The organism is Candidatus Cybelea sp. (genome assembly GCA_036489315.1).
GTDB lineage: Bacteria > Vulcanimicrobiota > Vulcanimicrobiia > Vulcanimicrobiales > Vulcanimicrobiaceae > Cybelea.
The window spans coordinates 1-17870 of the sequence record DASXFZ010000014.1 but is presented as its reverse complement, the minus strand read 5'-3'; the positions used below and the strand labels follow the sequence as shown (position 1 = coordinate 17870).

At 62.2% G+C, this 17870-nt stretch carries 23 protein-coding genes; all 23 read left to right on the top strand.

Annotated features, from left to right (window positions below):
- On the top strand, positions 1–2644 hold a 2644-nt coding region (locus VGG51_04195), incomplete at its 5' end, for an HNH endonuclease (protein ID HEY1882224.1).
- 312 nt (positions 2645–2956) lie between these two features.
- The gene (locus VGG51_04190) at positions 2957–3364 is read left to right on the top strand and encodes a hypothetical protein (GenBank protein HEY1882223.1); all 408 of its coding nucleotides are present in this window, start codon (positions 2957–2959) and stop codon (positions 3362–3364) included.
- The gene (locus tag VGG51_04185; GenBank protein HEY1882222.1) at positions 3364–3501 is read left to right on the top strand and encodes a hypothetical protein; all 138 of its coding nucleotides are present in this window, start codon (positions 3364–3366) and stop codon (positions 3499–3501) included. The genes VGG51_04190 and VGG51_04185 overlap by 1 nt, the downstream gene beginning before the upstream one ends.
- A gap of 120 nt (positions 3502–3621) precedes the next feature.
- On the top strand, positions 3622–3948 hold the full coding sequence (locus VGG51_04180; GenBank protein ID HEY1882221.1) for a hypothetical protein: 327 nt from the start codon (positions 3622–3624) through the stop codon (positions 3946–3948).
- Positions 3945–4241 carry a hypothetical protein gene (locus VGG51_04175; GenBank protein HEY1882220.1) on the top strand — a complete coding sequence of 99 codons (297 nt, stop codon included), beginning with the start codon at positions 3945–3947 and terminating at the stop codon, positions 4239–4241. The genes VGG51_04180 and VGG51_04175 overlap by 4 nt, the downstream gene beginning before the upstream one ends.
- Complete coding sequence (locus VGG51_04170; protein HEY1882219.1) at positions 4235–4390, top strand: hypothetical protein; 156 nt, start codon at positions 4235–4237, stop codon at positions 4388–4390. Before VGG51_04175 ends, VGG51_04170 begins: the two co-directional genes overlap by 7 nt.
- A 40-nt stretch (positions 4391–4430) precedes the next feature.
- Positions 4431–4586 (top strand): hypothetical protein, encoded by a 156-nt coding sequence (locus VGG51_04165; GenBank protein HEY1882218.1) that lies wholly within the window; start codon positions 4431–4433, stop codon positions 4584–4586.
- 50 nt (positions 4587–4636) lie between these two features.
- The gene (locus tag VGG51_04160; protein ID HEY1882217.1) at positions 4637–4942 is read left to right on the top strand and encodes a hypothetical protein; all 306 of its coding nucleotides are present in this window, start codon (positions 4637–4639) and stop codon (positions 4940–4942) included.
- A 3-nt stretch (positions 4943–4945) separates the two neighbouring features.
- Complete coding sequence (locus VGG51_04155) at positions 4946–6262, top strand: hypothetical protein (protein ID HEY1882216.1); 1317 nt, start codon at positions 4946–4948, stop codon at positions 6260–6262.
- A gap of 6 nt (positions 6263–6268) precedes the next feature.
- On the top strand, positions 6269–6802 hold the full coding sequence (locus tag VGG51_04150; protein HEY1882215.1) for a hypothetical protein: 534 nt from the start codon (positions 6269–6271) through the stop codon (positions 6800–6802).
- A gap of 22 nt (positions 6803–6824) precedes the next feature.
- The gene (locus tag VGG51_04145; GenBank protein ID HEY1882214.1) at positions 6825–8039 is read left to right on the top strand and encodes a hypothetical protein; all 1215 of its coding nucleotides are present in this window, start codon (positions 6825–6827) and stop codon (positions 8037–8039) included.
- A 2-nt stretch (positions 8040–8041) separates the two neighbouring features.
- A complete protein-coding gene (locus VGG51_04140; protein ID HEY1882213.1) occupies positions 8042–8572 on the top strand; it encodes a hypothetical protein in 531 nt (176 codons plus the stop codon).
- A 105-nt stretch (positions 8573–8677) separates the two neighbouring features.
- The gene (locus VGG51_04135; GenBank protein ID HEY1882212.1) at positions 8678–9199 is read left to right on the top strand and encodes a hypothetical protein; all 522 of its coding nucleotides are present in this window, start codon (positions 8678–8680) and stop codon (positions 9197–9199) included.
- Between the two features lie 88 nt (positions 9200–9287).
- Positions 9288–9848: a hypothetical protein gene (locus VGG51_04130; protein ID HEY1882211.1), complete on the top strand. Its 561-nt coding sequence runs from the start codon at positions 9288–9290 to the stop codon at positions 9846–9848.
- Position 9849: 1 nt separating this feature from the next.
- Positions 9850–10221, top strand: coding sequence for a DUF3307 domain-containing protein (locus VGG51_04125; GenBank protein HEY1882210.1), 372 nt, complete (start codon positions 9850–9852; stop codon positions 10219–10221).
- Positions 10212–11189 (top strand): phage minor head protein, encoded by a 978-nt coding sequence (locus VGG51_04120; protein ID HEY1882209.1) that lies wholly within the window; start codon positions 10212–10214, stop codon positions 11187–11189. The genes VGG51_04125 and VGG51_04120 overlap by 10 nt, the downstream gene beginning before the upstream one ends.
- On the top strand, positions 11190–11540 hold the full coding sequence (locus tag VGG51_04115; protein ID HEY1882208.1) for a hypothetical protein: 351 nt from the start codon (positions 11190–11192) through the stop codon (positions 11538–11540).
- Positions 11510–12037, top strand: a complete 528-nt coding sequence (locus tag VGG51_04110; GenBank protein ID HEY1882207.1) for a hypothetical protein — start codon at positions 11510–11512, stop codon at positions 12035–12037. The genes VGG51_04115 and VGG51_04110 overlap by 31 nt, the downstream gene beginning before the upstream one ends.
- Positions 12034–13323, top strand: a complete 1290-nt coding sequence (locus tag VGG51_04105) for a PKD domain-containing protein (GenBank protein ID HEY1882206.1) — start codon at positions 12034–12036, stop codon at positions 13321–13323. Before VGG51_04110 ends, VGG51_04105 begins: the two co-directional genes overlap by 4 nt.
- A gap of 51 nt (positions 13324–13374) precedes the next feature.
- Complete coding sequence (locus tag VGG51_04100) at positions 13375–13899, top strand: hypothetical protein (GenBank protein ID HEY1882205.1); 525 nt, start codon at positions 13375–13377, stop codon at positions 13897–13899.
- Entirely contained in the window at positions 13896–15200 is a 1305-nt protein-coding gene (locus tag VGG51_04095; protein ID HEY1882204.1) for a phage tail tube protein, read from the top strand. Before VGG51_04100 ends, VGG51_04095 begins: the two co-directional genes overlap by 4 nt.
- An 87-nt stretch (positions 15201–15287) precedes the next feature.
- Complete coding sequence (locus VGG51_04090) at positions 15288–15929, top strand: hypothetical protein (protein HEY1882203.1); 642 nt, start codon at positions 15288–15290, stop codon at positions 15927–15929.
- A 198-nt stretch (positions 15930–16127) separates the two neighbouring features.
- On the top strand, positions 16128–17870 hold a 1743-nt coding region (locus tag VGG51_04085; protein HEY1882202.1), incomplete at its 3' end, for a hypothetical protein.

Sequence of the window (17870 nt, the reverse complement as noted above, 5' to 3'; positions counted from 1 at the left end):
GGAAGCCTTCATGCTCGAGTTCGGGCTCGCGCAAGAAGCGCTCGTTCCGCTGCAGGAAGGCGGCTACGCCAAGAAGCTGCAGCTGCGCGAAGACAACCTCGGGCGAGCCCGCGCACGTGCAAGCCTACGCGAGGACGGCTTCTGGGATGGCGGATTCGACGATGCTGCGGGCGTCGGCTACGACGCTCCGACCGAACGGGAATATCTGCCTCGCGGCGGTCCGATGGGCCAGCAGCAGCTTATCTCCGACATTTGGGACGCCCAGGCAAAATCGTACTACGCATGGACTCACGATCCGGCCGTGCGTTTTGCCATCGAGCTGCTCTCAGACTTCGTGCTCGGACGCAGCTTTTCGATTATCGCCGCGTCGGACAAGGTGCAGCCCATCATCGACGAGTTCGTCAATCGCGAGTTGCTGCCGCAATCGCAGCAGTCGGTCACGCCGTGGGGCCCGGGCCGGATTACGAACCGCCTGCACGATATGGCGACCTCGCTGTGGCGCGATGGCGAGTTGTTCCTGCGCAAGTTCTCGATGGGCGACGGGCGCATCAAGGTTCGCTCGCTTCCGCCTGAGACGATCTGGGAGATCGTGACCGATGCCGAGGATCCGCTGGAAGTTTTTTACTACGTTCAGCGATATCAGTGTCTCGACGGTGACACGAAGATTCCGTTGCTGGATGGCACCGAAATTACTATCCGCGAGATGGCTCAGCGGAACCAGGCGACCGGCGAGAACTTCGATGTTTATTCGTTCGATCTTAAGAATGGTCGCATCGTCCCAGGAAACGCTTCATCGGCGGTCCTAAGCGGCACCAAGCGGTGCGTTGAGGTTGAGCTCGATAACGGCGAAAAGGTTATTGCGTCGTACGATCACCCGTTTTTGACCCGCCAGGGCGAGTACGTTTGGGCTGAGCGCCTGCAGCCGGGCCAAAGCCTTATGCCGCTCTACCGCCGCCGCGGCTACGAGATGCTGTGGCAGCCTGATAGCGGCTGGAATCCAACGCATCGAGAGTTTGCCAAAGAAATGGGGCTCGATCTTAGCGCTCGTCGTCATGTCGACCATATAAACGGCAATCCGGCAGACAATCGCCCGGAAAATCTTCAGTCAATGACTCACGGCGAACACACGCGTAAAACCTGGGCCGACATTGGAATGACGGAACGGCGCCAGGCTGGGATCGCGCGCGGTATCCGCGCCTTCAAGTTCACCCCAGAGCACTGCAAGAAGCTCTCGGAGGCCCAGAAAACGCGATGGGCTACGACTAGCCCAGAGGAGCGCGCCGCTGCGGGGCAGCGCCTTGTTGAGTCTCGACGCGAGACTCCAGAGAAGAATAAGGAATGGCGCCTGAAAATCTCCCGCGCTAGAACCAAAGCGTTCGAGCCGGTGGCGATCGTTAACCATAAAGTCGCTGCGGTCCGCGAAGTTGGCGACCGCGAAGTTTACGACCTTACCGTAGATAAGTACGAGAATTTCGCAGTGTCGGCCGGGGTTTTCGTTCATAACACGCGCGTGATCTTGTTCGCGCCACCCAACCTCGAACCGGCGAAGGCGAAATGGATCGAGCGAACGATTGCGCGTGACGAGATGATCCACGTGCTCATCAACGCCAAGGAATCCGACGCGCGCGGCCGCGGCGATCCCTTTGCAAGCCTCGGCTGGGCCAAGCGGTTGCGCGACTATTTCGATGCGATGATTCAGAAACAGTTCGCACAAGCTGCCTATCAGTGGTTGATTCAAGCCGACGGCGGGACCGAGGACTTGCAGCGCTTGGCCGGCACGGCGATTCCCTCAGAGCGGCCGCGCCCGGGTTCGTACTTTATGACGAACAAAGCCGTCGACGTCAAAGCGATCAGCAGCAATATTGGCGGCGCGGTATCGGGTGAAGGCACGGCCTACGACGCGCTGCTTAATCACGTCGCGCTTGCCTTTGGGCTGAATAAGTCCTACTTCGGCGTCGATTCACACGCCAACCGCGCGACGGCGCTCGTTGCGACCGAGCCGACGGCAAAGCATCTCGAAACGCGCCAGGACCTCATCATCGCCTTCCTGACCAAGCTCATAGGCGACGTCATTACCGAAGCGGCGAAGTTTAGGATCGTGCCGAGCGGCGAAGACCTCAGCTTCAAGGTTCAGCTTCCCTCGATCATCAAGGCCGATGCGCCGACGCGCGGCACGATGATTCGACAAGCTGAAGGCATGGCGTACATCAGCAAGCAGACCGCCGCGGAGACGTTTTGCGCCGAAGCGGAGATCGACGACTACGACTTCGACGACGAGCAGCAGAAGATTCAGGCCGAGCTTGGCTCGGAACAAGACCCCAAGGCGCTCATCCTCAAAGACATGGAAATGGTCGCGAAGGGTCAGCCGTTGGCCAATCAGGCCGCGTGGGCGCCGGGTGACGTGCCCAATCCAGCATACGCTCCACCTTCGAACGGTGCTTCGAACGGCCATTCGAATGGCGTAGTCGCCAAGCCCACGACTCCCGATCCGCATGACGCGAGCCCAACGTCGGGCGCCGGCGCGGCTGCGATCCGCAACGAGCTCGGGCACGGCGGAGCTGGCGATAAATCGACGATGGCGTCTGAAGCCGCGTTTCGCGAGTACGCAAAGAAGCACAATCTCGTCGTGATCTATCCGGACTAGGGAAAACCGGACACCCGTTGCCTTACGGCGGCGGGTGTTTCGTATCTGAGCCACGTGCGTTCCGTTGTTGGAGCGTTGCCGACAAAAGCAAACGCCAACAACACGAGCCAGGACGCCAAGACCGCTGCTGCCGCTTTCATCTTCGGGATGGAGCGACAGTTCGCGAGCGAGGCGATCCGGGTCTGAAACCTCTTCCCGGCGCTGAAGGTTAAGTGCCGGGCAAAGCGCTCCGATCCACTCTCCGGGGCGCTTTGTCTTTTCTGCGGACACGAGTAGCCCGAAGGCTTCTCGCTTCGGCCAAGCCGCGCGGCCATGGCGATTCAAGCGAGAGACCCGCGCACCGACAGCACGTCCAGCCCTCAAACCGGCCAGCAGCACCTTGGCGGCTTTGCCGACGTTGCCGGCATCGACTTGGGTAACGGCACCGTCGCGCTCGTCCTGGTAACGGCAACACGCACGGCGACTACGGTCGACGCAGCCGATTCCTCGACGCAGCTGCTCGATGCCGATACGACACGCCTAGCCGCGACGATCCAGAACACGGACACGGTGGAGACGGCATACCTTGGCCTCGGCGTCGATGCGGTCGTGGGCCAGGGAATCGCGATTGCGCCCAACGGCATCGCAAACGTTCCCGCCAGTAAAGTCGCGGGCATCATCAACGCCATTTGGACCGGCAGCCCGTCGGGCGACGCCGCCATCCTGGCAACCACCGCCTAATGCTGTTTCTCGACTATCTCGCAGGCATCGTGACGGGCGTCGCGCTCACCGTCTTCGTCGGCATCGTGCGCTTCGAGTTCGATATTCGGATACCGATGCCGTGGAAGCGTGGCGCTGACAGCGATCGGTCCGATTAAAGTGCCGCGCGCACGCCGTTGGCGTTGCAGTAACGGCCATATTACGGTGTCGCCGATTCGGCCGACGTCGTGCAGCGACCCAACTTGCACTTCCAAAAAGTTTTCTGAGGATTTTCGCGGATGAAGTTAAACCCATCGGGCCGTCAGGTCGCGATCGAACCCATGAAGCAGTCCGAAACGACGTTAGGCGGCGTGAATCTGCCGCAAACCGCCGTCAAGTTGCTCAGCGAAGGCAAAGTGATCGAGCTTGGTCCCAACGTCGATCAAAAGCTGTTTCATAACGGCATCAAAGTCGGTGACCATGTCGCATTTTCGGCGTATGCTGGAAGCTGGGTGAAGTTAGCAGTGCGCGGTGACAATCTTTCGCACGACGACAACGTTAAGTTGATCGAAGATACCGACGTGCTGTGCATTCCGACTGAGATCGGCGTTCCCTCAGCCGCATGATCGCCTACGATCCCGAAGATATCATCGAGGAACAGCAGAACGTCGAGGAGATCGTCGAGCAAATCTTTACGCCCAGCGACTACTCGACGCCCTATGCGATGATCGCCAAGAAGTCGCTCGAACGCGCGCGCTACCTCGATGAGAATCCCGAGCTTTCCAAGGCGGTGAAGAAGATGCTGATCGGTTTTGGCATCTTCGCTCAGGAGCGCGGGCTCAAACCAAGCGAAATCGAGTGCGACTACAAGATGACCGGCGACGGCCGGATCGTCATTACGCTGCGCCGCGCGTGGTAATCGACGCCCAAGCCTACATCGGCCGGATGGAAGGCAAGGTCGTCGTCGCGATCTGCGCGCCAGTGCTCGGCCAAGCGCGACGAGACGGCGAGAATATCAAGATCGACGCCCAACCCGTTCTCATCCTCAATGCGATCTCGTCCAACTAGGTTCGGGCGCCAGCGTCCTCGCGGCGCTACGATTCCCAAGATGCAGCTTTCGCCACTCATCGTCGGCTACGAGCTCGTCGAGGGCCGGCTGCAAGTCATCTTCGCCTGGATCGACGTCGCGGCGGTGGATTCGACCAACGGCGTGCGCCTCGCGATGGTCCCCTCGACCCTGATTTACACGATCTCAGCCAACTAAGCGGACACGCGGCCCCCGCGCTACGGCAGCCTCGCCGTACAAGCCGGGCCATGAGCGTATCGACTTCGCAAGTCAATCCGTTGACGACCGGCGACACCCAAGAGGCGATGCCGGCGGTCCATTCAACTTTTCGCAAGAAGTTCGGCATCCCACCCAAGGGAACGCCGCCGCCGGGCGGTTGGGCTGATTCCGACTACGGCTTCCCGCTGCCGCCGTCCGATCACCCGCTGGCCTACAAGTTCGCGCGCGCCGTACTGAGCCGCGCTCATCAGAACACGAAGTTCGATCCGGCACGGCTTGCCAAGGTCGTCTCGCGCGCCAAAGCCATCGTCGCCAAGCACGACAAGGGCGCGTAACACTTGTCACGCAGCCTGCTTTCGTACCCTGACAAGTTCGGTGGCGTCACCTCTAACTACGCCTTCCGTGAATCCGTCGTCATCGGCAACTTCGACGCTGTCGAAAACGTCGTGCTGCTGCGCGCCGGCCACGGCAATCTCGGTCAGCGCCACTGGTACTCGGCTGCCGCGCTGCAGGATGCCGTCGCACGCGGCATCTTTGAGGCCGCGCAAGCCTATTTGGATCACCCCTCGACGATCGAAGAGCAAACGCGGCCCGAGCGCTCCGTGCGCGATTTGGCTGGCTGGTACTCCGACGTCGAGGTCCGCCCGTACACCGATCCCGAGGTCGGAAAGACGGTCGCGCTGTTCGGTACGTTCCACCCAGCGGTCGGCAAAGACGAGGTCGTCACGATCGTTCGGACATGCATTGAATACGCAAAAAGGTACCCGAGAATGGCGTGGGCGGGCCTGAGCATCAATGCTTACGGTGACAGCGTCCCTCAGACAATCGACGGTGAGCAATGGAACGTCGTCGATCGTATAGAGGGAGTCGACTCGGTCGATATCGTCACCAAAGCCGGCGCAGGCGGAACACTTGTTGCGTCTCTCAAGGAGAGCTATCGAATGAAAACCGGTTCCAAAAGAAAGCCGACCCGCGAAGCCGACGTCAAGTTGACGCTCGACGCCGACGCGATTCGCGATGGCATCAAGAAGCTGTCCGAGAGCGGCAAAGCCGAACGCAAAGCCGCGATCGTCAAGGTCGTTGAGTCCGCGCAGGGCGGCGTTAAGGTAACGCCCGAGCAAGACGCCGAGATCGATCGCCAGTTAGGCGTTGTCGATGGCGGCGCGCTCGACAAAGTGCTCGACGACGCGACCGGCGTCTCGGACGAACCCGACGACGAAGAAGGCGCGATCGACCCGTTGAACCCGGCGGCCGCGACCGATGGCGACGCGGAAGTCGAGGCGATGCCCGACGATCCCAAGTTCCTCAAGGCGCAGCTCAAGAAAGAGCGCGGCGCGCGCAAGACCGCCGAGAGCAAGGTCGAGACCGCCGAAGAGCGCGCGACCGAAGCCGAGCGCAAAGCCGGGCTGCAAACTCGCGAACGCATGGCTGAAAACGTCATGGCGACGCTGGAGATTCCCGAAGATTTCCGTCCGCGACTCAAGCACGAGCTCGTCACGAACGGCTTCACGCACGAGAAGTCGATGCGTGAACACGCGCAAGCGTTCGACAAGGCATTCATCCGCCGCGGCGACGGTGCCGGAGTTGTTTCCGGTTCGCCGACAGGCGGCGGCAGCAAAGTTTCCGCCGACAGCTTCACCTTCGAGGAGGCGTAAAGCCAGATGGGCACTCTCGTAATCGCAAATCCGAGCCGACCGCGCCGTGCGGTGCGTCCGCTCATCTCGGCCGCAATCGATCTGACGGTCGCGTCGGGCGTAATCAATCCCGGCGAGCTCTGTTACCGCAACTCAACGGGCAACGTCGCGTCGCTCAACACCCCTGGCTCGAGCAACGCCAACGCCGCCAACGGCGTCGGCATCTCGAACACGCAGTATCCGGTCACGTTCACCGATGGCGTCACCGGTTCGCCGATCCCCAGCAACGACACGCACATCCCGATGGTGTCGCTGTACGAAGACGGCGACCATCTCATGAAGACGACCTCGGGCGACTCGTACAAAGCCTACGACACCGTGTACCTCGGTGCCGACGGCCGCACGATCTCCAAGACCGCGACTGGCACGGCCGTAGGGTACGTCTCGCCGGATCAGCGGCAGATGGGCAGCAACGCGTCGCAGGCACCATTCCCGATCGCCGGCGGTACCGGCGTGCTCGTTTACATCCGCATTCAGCCGGCGCTCGTCAAGGGCAACTAACGGAGGCATAAGCGCAAATCACATGGATATCTCTGCAGTCCGCAAACGGCTGGCCGAAGCCGGAGGCAATCGAGAAGGCGTAGCACGCAGCGTCGCCATCGCCGCGGCGGTCAACCGCGAGAAGTTCGGCGAAAAGGCGCAGAGCTGGTGCACCCGTTGGGGCCGTCAGTTCCAGCGCGAGCACGGCTACGATGGGCTCAAGCTCATCAATCAGCCCGGCTTCAACTTCAAAGAAGCCGCACGGCAACTGCGCGACAAGATGGGTTTGCGCGAAGACGTTGCAACGAGCCAGGTGTACGCCTTGGCAACGGGCCTCGTCACGCAAAACCTCTCCAACGCCTACGAAGTCGTGCCGACGGTCTACCGCGAAGTCGCCAAGATTCTGACCTCGACGCGGGCCGAAGAGACGTACTTCCCGCTGCAGGGAGCCAACGTTCCCAGCCCCGTGGAAGACGACGAGGCGCTCCCGACCTCGAGCCTCGGCGGCAACTTGACGCGGATCCGCAACTACAAGTTCGGCGAAATCCTCGAGCTGTCCAACACGCTCGAAGAGGACGACCAAACCGGTCAAGTGGCCGAGCAGGCTTCCAATCTCGGCGACAAGATGGCGTACGCCGAAGAGCAGTGGTGGGCGTCGCAACTCATCACGGCCTACGCGACCGGAAACATTCGCCAGGCCGATGGCGGCAGCGCAGGCGGGATCATCCCGGGCGCGTGCATCGCTGGATCGGCGCCGGCCGGTTACGGCGGTCCGGTTACCACGGCAGGCATTCCGACGCGCGACGGCATCGCGAACCTCTTCACCGCAGCCGACTACATCACGAACGTGCTGGGAGACCTCGCGCTGTTCGAAGTGGACTGCGGCGTCTTCGCCAACGCCGACAAGATCACGGTGAATACGATTCTCAAGTCGGACTTCAATCCGAACACGCCGGCGAACACGCCCAACACGGTCAACGGCATCTTCGCTCGCAATCAGCTCGAAGATATCTTCGTGGCCAAGTTCACGCGATTCTTCAAGTTCTTCGCGGGTCAGACGCTCTCAGGCGCGGGTAACCCGTGGTTCTTGGGCGAGGCCGGCAAGATCGGCGCGTTCCAAGATCGCACGCCGCTGACGGTGATCATGGAAGTCCCCAACGCTGGCGACTCGTTCAACAAGAGCGTGCGTCGGACCAAGTGCGAGCGTCGGTTTGGTGCCGGCGTCGTGATCCCCGAAGCAACTCTGAGGGGGAACTAAAGATGAAAAAGCTTCTCCGCATCGTCCCGGTCGCGCTGCTCGCGATCACGAGCCTTGCGCTGTCGCTCTCGCTGCGCCCGCAGGTAGCGACCGCGCAAATCCCTCCTCCGGGTGCGCCGACTTTCTCGCTGACGTCGGCGTGCAGCTCCGATCCATGCGCATCGACCTCGTACGCCTACATTCAGGTTCCCGGCGGATCGTCGATGTGCACGTTCAACGTCTACGGCACGTTCGAAGCGACCGGCGTTTACGAGACGACCAACTCGGCGTCGCCGACCTCTGTGCTTGCGCAGTGGCAACTCGCCGTCGTGTCTCCCAGCAACAACTGGCTGGCAAACACGGGCTTTTCGACTGCGACCTCTCGAGCGTTTCAAGTGCTGGCGACTTTACCGGCCAGAAGCGTCTCGTACGTTCGCGTTCGACTGAGCGCCTACACTTCAGGAACGGTCAGCGTTCAGCCGGCTTGCGCCGGTCGGGCCGACAATATCACGGCGATTCCCGGCGATACGCCGACGTCTTCGCCCACCCCGTAGCCTCCAAGGATTCGCATAGCAAAGAGGGCGTCGAGCGATCGGCGCCCTCGCCTTTTTCGGACACGACGCCGTTGCTTCGGGCTCACCTAAGCCAAGTCGGCTCCGATGCCAAGAAAACGCCTTGAAGAAAACGCGACCGCTGTCGCCCCCGCGGCCTCCACGGGGATGCTCGATGGAACGGTCGCGGTCCAAGCCCCAGCCGCACCCCCGGCAGTCCACCGCCCCAAGGACAGGACGAAGGACCGTCCGCCGGCCCCGGTCGTGCGCGACTCGATGGCCGCGCTGACCGCGCGCCTGGGCTCACCCACCTTTTGGGAGAACAACGCGCGCTTTGAGTGGGCGAAAGCGCCCAACAATCACCACTACGAGTTCACGCGCTTTTACTTCCACGAGCTCGTGCTCGTCGACGTCTGGAAGAGCTCGAATCCAAGCGATAAGAAGGCCGCCGAGCACAAGCGCAAGTGCGTCGACGCTGAGAATACGAAGCGCGTTGCCATGGGTGAGAAGCCAATCGGCCTGATTGCCGTCGTGCGCGGCGCGATCATTCCCGACGAGTATTTTTCGCGCGTACTGGCCGGCGAGACGTTTGACCTAATCGAGCGATCGACCGAAGGGGTTTTGGTCTAACCTCGTGGCGATTACCGTCGCGAACGTTCGTTCGGCGATCGCTGACAGGCCGCAGCTATGGCCAGCGCCGGGCTCGCCGCCTGAACTGATGGGCCAAGCCGACGGCGTCAGAACGATCTTCAGTATCCGCTACGAAAACTATATCGACGGCACGCTGACGGTTTACGAAGCCACGGCGCCGCCGTCGAGCAGTGGCGAAACGGCCGTGTGGACCGCGGTCGATCCGTCGCTCTACGTGGTTGGATCGACGCCCAACCCGACCAGCACCGGCGCGACCAACGCGATCATCACCTTCAACGCGGCGCCCGACGCCGGCACGTTCATCGGAGCGGGCTATCAGGTAACGGCGTTCTCCGACGACGACCTGAACGGCTACCTAACCCGCGCACAAGCGCTCTATTCCGACGACGCTTCGGTGCTCAAGCGGGCGCAGTTCGATATCATCGACGCGCTGCTGATGGACTACAACCGGCTCTACCTGCTCGCCCAAGGCGAGTACCGAACCGATCCAGCCTCGTACGCCGCATCGCTCAAGCAGCTCAAAGCCGAGCTGCGCAAAGACCTCACGGGCGATCCGGTTCCGGGTTCGTCGAGCCCCGCGATGCTGATCGGTAACGCTGTGACGCGCCGCTATCAGCCTTGGCGGTAGCGTGGAGCAGCTTCTCGCTCACCTCATAGGCGATTACGTCCTGCAGTCCGACCGGATGGCGCAATGGAAGCGCAGTTCGTGGGCCTGGGCTACCCTACACGGCGCGGCGTACACGCTGCCGTTCGCGCTCTTTTTCCGGCCGTCGCTGCTCGCGCTTTGCATAATCTGCTTCACGCACGTCGTCATCGACCGGCTGCGGTTGGCGCGCTACATCATCGTGGCCAAGAATTGGCTCTGCGATCGACGGGGCGACTTCGCGACGCAGACCGGCTTCCCGGTCGGAACGCCTTCGGGGCTCGCGACAGCGCTCTTCATCGTCGTCGATAACACGATGCACCTGGCGATCAACTACGCGGCACTGAGGTGGACGTGATCGTCGAACTCAACGGCACGTCGCTGAAGGAGGCTCGGCGCTGCGCGCACCGGATGCTCGAACGGACCAACTCCGTCCAAGATGACGGCGCCGCGACGCCGCGGCCGTACAAGCTGCATCCCGACGCCGAAAAGCTCGAGCGAGCGCGGATGCGCATTAAAGTTGCCGGTACCCGGAAGCTGCGGTTGCAGCTGCTTGCGATTCTCGACGCTTGGCGATCGAAGGTCGTGGCCGCCGTGCGCCGCAGCGCCAAACGCGAAGCCGACGTCGGTCAGCTCGACGACGAGCTCGCCGGCGCAGTCGACGCGGGGGTCTTGACCGAGGACCAGCGTCAGGCAATCATCGCCGCCGTTACCGCAGCACTCGCGTCGATGGACCCCAAGCAGATCTCCACGGCGATCGCCGCTGCGCAGGAAGAGCTCTTCCAAGCGGGCCTCGAGTCAGCCAAAGCCGAGGTTGGAATCACGTGGGACTTGCCGCCGACGATCGCGCTGGACCAGATGGCCGCGGCGACGATCCCCTTCTCGCAAGAGATCGTCGATCGTGAGGTAGCGGCGATCAGTCAGGCGCTCCAGGACGGTATCGCGGCCGGCGAGGGCATCCCAAAGCTCGCGCAGCGGATTCAGGATAGCTTCGACGACGGGATGCACATTCTCGATGACGACGGGAACGTGAAGCGCGTAATTCCAAACGACTCGTGGGCCGAGATGGTCGCACGAACCGAGACGGCTCGAGCGATGAACGCTGGCGTCATGCAGACGTACCGGGCAGCGGGCGTCGCGCGCATCATGTGGATCGCCGCAGAGGACGAAAGAACTTGTCCCAAGTGTTCGGACCTCGACGGTGAGATCGTTCCGCTCGGCGCGCAGTTTGATGACGGAATCGAAGCACCCCCGGATCATCTCCTTTGCCGCTGCACAGTCGTCTCAGCGGGCACGGCGCAGCCCGACGAAAACGAGGAATCTTAGATGGCGCGCATGCCCTCGACGTCGCGCTGGCCCAGGCGCGTTCCGGGAACGCAGCAGGCGTCCTATTTCGTCGACAATCGCAATCCGACGACCGATAAGCTCGACCGCGTCGGCCCGTACTTAGCCGAGATCATTCCGGCCAGCGGCGATCTGCAAGTTCCATCGACCGATAAGAGCGGGAATCCGATTATGGTGAACATCGACGCGCGGCTTTGGCTGCCGGCCGAGTCGGGCGCCGCGTCGCGGTCGATCGTCACGAACATTCTCACCAACGCGGCGTTCGCAGTCATCTACGTGCAGCCGTGGGATGACCGGCTCGAATGTTTCGTCGTGCGGAGAACGCCGCGTTGATCGGCGGCAGTTCCAACGCTGAGCAAATCCTCGCGAAGCTGAGGGCGCAAGCAGCGCGCCTGAGCGACCTTTCGGTGCCGCTGACCCAAGCCGGCATCGTCGTGCGCGACGCGGCAGTCATGCGCATCAAAGAGCAGGGCGGCGACCAGGATTGGCTACCGAACAAGCGCGGCGGCCATACCGGAATCGACTCTGGCCGCATGATGAGTTCGATCCAAGTCTCGCCGGTTGCGCAAAACGCCGTCAGCGTCGGCACCAATCTTCAGTACGCGAAATGGTTCCAGGAAGGCACCGGCATCTACGCCGGTCACACCCCGTGGACGATCAATCCCAAGTCGAAAAAGGCGCTGGCGTTTACAAGCGGCGGCGTCGAATACGTGCGGCGCTCGGTGACGATACCAGGGCAGCCCAAAAGGCCATTCTTGCTCGTCGCTGACCAACAAAAGAGCGATATCCGCGACGTCTTCGTTCGCTGGATTAATGGAGCGGCAGCGTGAGCGACACGACGAATATCGAGCTCTGGAGCGCTATCGACGACGCCATCTACGCAAACATCGTCGCGGCGACGCAATCCGGCGGACCGCTAGCGGTTCAGAGTAATCCCGACGGCACGACCGGCATTCAGCATATAGCGCGCGTCGCGCCGCCGACGCAAAAGCTCTTTCCCAGCGTCGGCGTCATGTGCCTGAGCTACGACGAAGTGATCTCCGGCTCGGCCAAGCACGATTTTACGGCCACGTGGGCGATCGTAGTAACGGTTCAGCAGCCCTTTGACCCGACGATCGACGATATCGGCGAGACGGCGATGACGCTGCTGCGCGCCTATCAGGACGACGGCTCCGGCAATGGCATCTCGCCGCTGCTGCGCGGCAACGTTACCGTCAACGGCATCGCGCAATGGTCGCAGATCACTGCCATGGAGCGCCATCTGCTCGAAGGCAAGACGTCTGAAGATATGATCGCGACCGCGATCTACACCTTCGAGGTCCACTACTCGATCAAGATCGCACCGGTCACGGTTCCCGCGCCCGGCGGCTCGGGCTACGTCAATCTCACCGGCCAAGGCTTTGTCGATACCGGCTCACCTGGCGGCCTGCAAACCGACAGCAGCGGCATTATTGACTCGACCGGTTCGGAAGACTGGGAGATCGACGCGACCAACGGCGCCCTGGTCAGCGCGGTCAACGGCGGCAAAATCTTTCTCGGGCCCGACTTTCCGTTTATCGACGGGAGCAACGCCGGCTCGTACCTCACCGCCGACGGCGGCACGGTGCAGATCGGCGTCGGCTCGGGCGATTCGTGCGAGGTCAGCTTCGGCATCTCAGCAGTCGGCACGATTCACGTGTACGGCAAGCTCAAACTCTCAGGTTTCGGCTCGCTCGAGGTCGGCGGTGCCGGCGATGGAACACTTGTTATCGGGGCGCTGGGCGAGTTCGATCTGCCCGGCGATGCCGACGTGCTGATGCAAGGCAACCTCACCATCGAATCACTTGTTTCGGTGCCACCCGATATCGCGACGCTGACCGATACCGGCGGCGTGCTCGCCATGTTCACGCACACCGAGGTCGGCTTGGCCGCGGCGTTCAGCGACAGCTCGTTCTTGGATGGTTCGCTGGGCGAGATCACGGCCTGGGCCTGGGACTTCGGCGATTCATCGGGGACCTCGACCGATCAGAATCCCGACTATACCTACGCGGCCGGCGGCACGTATAACGTTTCGCTGACCGTGACGACCGCCGGGGGCGGGTCATCCCAGGGTTCGGCCCAGGTAACGGTCGCCTAAAAGCGGACACGGGGCACCCTCTGTCGGCGCCTGAGGCCAAGAGCGCCGCCCATGAGGATACGGTATCAGCCCAAGCGCGGCGCGGTCGAAGTCGAGCTGCGCGATATCGTCGGCGGCAGCCCGCTTGCAAAGTGGTACACCGGCGACGAGCGCGACATTCCGCCAGGCACAAAGGTCGTTTGGGGCGACGGCGCATCGCCGGCTTTCCAACTCGACGCGGCACTGGCGATCTTCCGGCATGGCCCCGACTTCGTCGACGCGTCCACCGGCAAAAACCCGCTTTACTCGTGCGCCAACTGCGGAGCCGAAGCGCTTGCCGAGCACGCGTTTGACTACGAGCGCGACCAAACGATTCCGTTCGTCAACGCCGACGGCAAGCGTTTGTGTCCGTCGTGCTGGCTGGGCGCGCACCCCGACCGTATTCCCTACTTCCGCGACACGCTGCGCTACGGCAAAGACGCCCCCGACGTCATCAAGCGCGCGCAAGCGATCGCCGCCAAAGCCGCGCCGGTGCAAGCCGCGCCACCACCCGATAAACCGGCGGATACCGCCGCGCCCGGAGGATCTGCCAAGTGAGCCTTCATCTTCCCGATCGCGCCGCACGTGCACGTGGCGAGCGCCGGCTATACGGCCCGCGTGATTTCGACCTCCAGCTTTTCGGTCAGGCGCCCTCTGCCGAGCTCGTAACCCTCGGCATCGGCAAGGAAACCGTCTACGGCACCGCCGTCTCGCCGACCGTCTTTTTGATTCCGAGCAGCGAAGGCTACGACGGAACCAACGAGCTGCTCGAGCGTCCCGGCGCGCGAAAGCGTATTGGCCAGACCGAGCAACTCACCGGCATGTTCACCGGTAAAGGCCAAATGCAAGTCGAGGTCGATCCCGACACGATCGGCGCGCTCCTCTTGCTCGCCTTTGGCGCCGAATCCATCGGAGCCGACGCGAGCAATCCCGACGCCGAAGCGGTCACGACGACGCTGTCCGTCGGCGTGGGTGTCGGCAACAACTGGGCAACTCCGGCAGCGATGACCAATATCGTCAAGGGTCAGTCGCTCACGATTGATTCGGGCGAGACGGTTGTCGTGCGCGCCATCACGGCCACGCAGTTCTTCGCCTATTTCACCACGGCGCACGCTTCAGGCGTGGACGTCGTGAACGCCTCGGTCGTGCTCGCGTACGATCACAACTTCACGCTCGCCTCGCCGCGGCACTCGTTCACGGCCCAACTCAACGACGTCATTTCGTCCAAGAACTCCTTCGGCTGCAAAATCTCCAAGCTCAGCTTCAAGATCACACCCAAGGCGATCATCGAAGCGATGGTCACCGTCGAGTACCAGGGCGAAGCCAACGTCAGCTCGCCGACCTCGCCGAGCTATTCGGTGTTGCGCGGACTGGTATTCACGACCCCGGGTAACGCCGTGACGATGAACGGTATCGCGATCGATTCGTCGGTGCAGGCCATCACGATCGATATCGACCTCGGCCTGATTACCGATTACCCGAAGTACGGCAATGGCCGGTATAGGGCGCAGCTTCCCGAGACGCAGACCAAGGTTTCGCTCGGGCTCGACCTGGCATTCGAAACCGACACGATGCTGCAGAACTTCTGGGGCGCGCCCAGTTCGACCGGGCCGCAAGGCGACGTCGTACCGGCGCCGATCGTCGTGACGGTGGATTCAGTCGATAACGTCAATACCGCGCTGCCGTACAGCATGACGTTCACCTTCCCCAACGCCAAGCCCAAGACGGCGCCCGTAACGCGCAAGGTCGGCGACTATCTCAAGCAGACGGTGCAGTTCGAGAATTCCGAGTCGACCAACGGCGCGGGCGATGATTGTTCGGTGCTGCTCTGTAACGCCGCTAGCGGCGCATCGTTCTAACTTCTCAGCGGTTCCACGTGAAACCGCGATCGCTTCGAATGCGCCAGCTGTACTGTAGCCGGCGCATTCGTTTTTGTAAGGAGACTTATGCCTAGCGAAGCGCTCCGTCGTAAAGCCGGTGCCAGAGGCGCAGGCGACGGCCAACCGACCGAACTCGAAAACCCCGCTGCCGCCAAGAAAAAGCCCGAAAAAACGCCGGAGGAGGTCCGCAAGATTCTTCGCCCCGACGTTTTGGAGTTTGCGATCACGCGCCAAACTTCCGTCGATGGCGTCGTCGCGACGCTGCCATTCAAGCTCGTCGTCCCGATGGTCTTCACCCTGGGCGACATTTTGCAGCGTGACGTCGAGGCCGACTTCGAAGCCTACATCCAACTCATTATGACCGAGGTCGCGGAGATTACCGGCAAATCCGACCTCCGCATCAATCCGATGCGGATGTTCTTGCAAGAGAATCTGCCGTTTATCGACATTGCCGTGGCGACCTCAAACGTGCGGCGCTTTCTGGATCGCATCTTGCTCAAGGCGGCCTACGTCGTGGATCCAGGCGATCGCGATCAGACGAAGCGAATCGCGCTGCCGACCGATCTCGTGCAGCTCAAACGAAACGATATCGTCGCGATCGGCGCGCAGTTCGTTGGGCGCTGGTTCGACCGCTGGTTGGAAGCGCGCAAGGCCGAGCGCGAGGCAGCGGGCGCTCCAAAAAACGCGGCGGGGGCAGCGCAGACGTAAGCCACCTGATGGCTGCCCTTTTCGATGCCTACGGATGGACACCGGACACCGTTTACGGCCTCACGTACGCCCAGGCGCAACTCTGGGCTGAACGCGGCCGCGAGCGCATTCGAGACCGAGCGCGCCTGCAAGCCCAAGAGCAGCGCGAGACGTTTATCGACATTCTCTGCGCGGCTGGCGCGATAAAGCGAAAATAAGATGGCCGACGATCAGCAAAATCTCCAAGTAACGATTACCGCGACCGATGCGGGCGCAACGGCCGTACTTGCTGACGTTCAGGCGAAGATCGAGGCGATCGAGGCCGAGCTGAAGGCCGTTGGCGCAAGCGGTGCGTCGGCGGGGTCCTCCATAGCGTCCGGAATGTCGCAGGTGGCCGATAAGGCTGGCGCTGCAAGCGGTGCCGCGGCCGTTCTCGGCGGCTCCGCGAAGGCCGCTAAAAACGAACTCTCTGACCTAAACGAAGTCGGCGGCAACGCGGCGCGCATGTTCTCGGCGCTGGGAGTCGAGGGCGGCGAGGCTGCCGGCCGCGTCGGCGCTCTCGTCGGCGCGCTGGGCAGCATGACCGCGGTCGCTCCCGAACTGGTCGCATTCTTCGCCGTACTCGCTGCCGGCATGGCGGTCTTTGACTTCTTCAAGCAGGGCGTCAAAGACGCCGAGGATCTCCAATCGGAAATGTCCTCGATGGGCGCGTCGATCCGCGCTCAGGGCGGCGATTGGTCTGCGCTCTCTGGCCAAATCAAAGAGTTCATCGATAGCGAGTCGATGGCGTCGGGTTTCACCGAAAACGAGATGGCGTCGGCGCTCAACTCACTCGTTACGTCGCTTGCCGGCGTCGAGAGCGGAACGAAGGCCGTCAGCGACTCGGAGAAGATTCTCGCGGTCGCTGAAGAGGTCGCGATCGCTAAACACATCAGCTTAGCCGAAGCGACGCACGATATCACTGAGGCCGAGGCTGGCCGCGGCATGGCGCTTGCGCAGCTCGATCCGCGGATCAAGACGATGATCCAGGATCACGACACGCTCGACCAAGTGCTCAAGGTTCTCCACGACGATTACCAGGATCAGCTCAAGGATACCGATAGCGCGCAGATGGCGCAGGCGCGTCTGCACGCGGCGCTCGCGGCGACCGGCGAGGAACTGGGCTCGCGGCTGCTCCCGTATATCGTGCAGCTCTCCACGGAGCTCATCGGCATCATCCCGGCAGCCGAAGACATGGGTAGCGCGGTCGTCGACGTGTTCCAGACGATCTCGCATACGGTCGGCATTGCGATTCACGATATCACGGCCTTTCACGACGCCGTCGATCTTGTCGATATCGGGCACGTCAACGAAGAACTAAACAAATCGCTCGCCGATCAGAACTGGCTGAGCAAGAACGATCCGGCTAGCGCGCTAAAAAAGTTCCAGCAGGCCGCGACCGACTACGGCAAAGCCTACAAGACGGCCGAGAACGAGATTACCGCGGCGATCAAGCAGCACATCGCCGCCGTCGATAACCTTAACACCAGCTTCAATCCGACGCTCGGCACTAAAGCCCCAAGTTCGGGCTCCGGCTACACGCCGCCGGTTCTAACCGACGAAATCGACCAAGATAAGCTCGAAACGCAGGCGCAAGAAGAGAACATGCGTGTGTCGGACGCCCTTGCCGACGCGAAAGACCGGGCGACGGTAGCGGAAGCAAGCCTTTCGGCGGCGATGAAGGACGCCACCACCGTCGCGGGCGAGCAGAGCGCCCAGGCCGCGCTCGACGCCAAGACCATCGAAGACCTCAGCGCCCAGCACAAGATCCTCAACAACGCCATCTACGACGAGACCCGGATGCTCGGCGTCGACAGCGCGGCGCATCAAGCCGCGACCGCCAAATACGAAGCAGCGAAAGCGGCGCTTACGTCCTTCACGCAGGCGCATGCCGGTGAAAAAGAGGTAGCCGAGGCCGACAAG

What these genes read in the sequence shown, in the direction of transcription:
- VGG51_04190 (HEY1882223.1), top strand. Translation starts at nt 2,957, where the DNA reads ATGGCGATTCAAGCGAGAGACCCGCGCACCGACAGCACGTCCAGCCCT.
- VGG51_04185 (HEY1882222.1), top strand. Translation starts at nt 3,364, where the DNA reads ATGCTGTTTCTCGACTATCTCGCAGGCATCGTGACGGGCGTCGCGCTC.
- VGG51_04180 (HEY1882221.1), top strand. Translation starts at nt 3,622, where the DNA reads ATGAAGTTAAACCCATCGGGCCGTCAGGTCGCGATCGAACCCATGAAG.
- VGG51_04175 (HEY1882220.1), top strand. Translation starts at nt 3,945, where the DNA reads ATGATCGCCTACGATCCCGAAGATATCATCGAGGAACAGCAGAACGTC.
- VGG51_04165 (HEY1882218.1), top strand. Translation starts at nt 4,431, where the DNA reads ATGCAGCTTTCGCCACTCATCGTCGGCTACGAGCTCGTCGAGGGCCGG.
- VGG51_04160 (HEY1882217.1), top strand. Translation starts at nt 4,637, where the DNA reads ATGAGCGTATCGACTTCGCAAGTCAATCCGTTGACGACCGGCGACACC.
- VGG51_04150 (HEY1882215.1), top strand. Translation starts at nt 6,269, where the DNA reads ATGGGCACTCTCGTAATCGCAAATCCGAGCCGACCGCGCCGTGCGGTG.
- VGG51_04145 (HEY1882214.1), top strand. Translation starts at nt 6,825, where the DNA reads ATGGATATCTCTGCAGTCCGCAAACGGCTGGCCGAAGCCGGAGGCAAT.
- VGG51_04140 (HEY1882213.1), top strand. Translation starts at nt 8,042, where the DNA reads ATGAAAAAGCTTCTCCGCATCGTCCCGGTCGCGCTGCTCGCGATCACG.
- VGG51_04135 (HEY1882212.1), top strand. Translation starts at nt 8,678, where the DNA reads ATGCCAAGAAAACGCCTTGAAGAAAACGCGACCGCTGTCGCCCCCGCG.
- VGG51_04130 (HEY1882211.1), top strand. Translation starts at nt 9,288, where the DNA reads ATGGGCCAAGCCGACGGCGTCAGAACGATCTTCAGTATCCGCTACGAA.
- VGG51_04115 (HEY1882208.1), top strand. Translation starts at nt 11,190, where the DNA reads ATGGCGCGCATGCCCTCGACGTCGCGCTGGCCCAGGCGCGTTCCGGGA.
- VGG51_04110 (HEY1882207.1), top strand. Translation starts at nt 11,510, where the DNA reads ATGTTTCGTCGTGCGGAGAACGCCGCGTTGATCGGCGGCAGTTCCAAC.
- VGG51_04100 (HEY1882205.1), top strand. Translation starts at nt 13,375, where the DNA reads ATGAGGATACGGTATCAGCCCAAGCGCGGCGCGGTCGAAGTCGAGCTG.
- VGG51_04090 (HEY1882203.1), top strand. Translation starts at nt 15,288, where the DNA reads ATGCCTAGCGAAGCGCTCCGTCGTAAAGCCGGTGCCAGAGGCGCAGGC.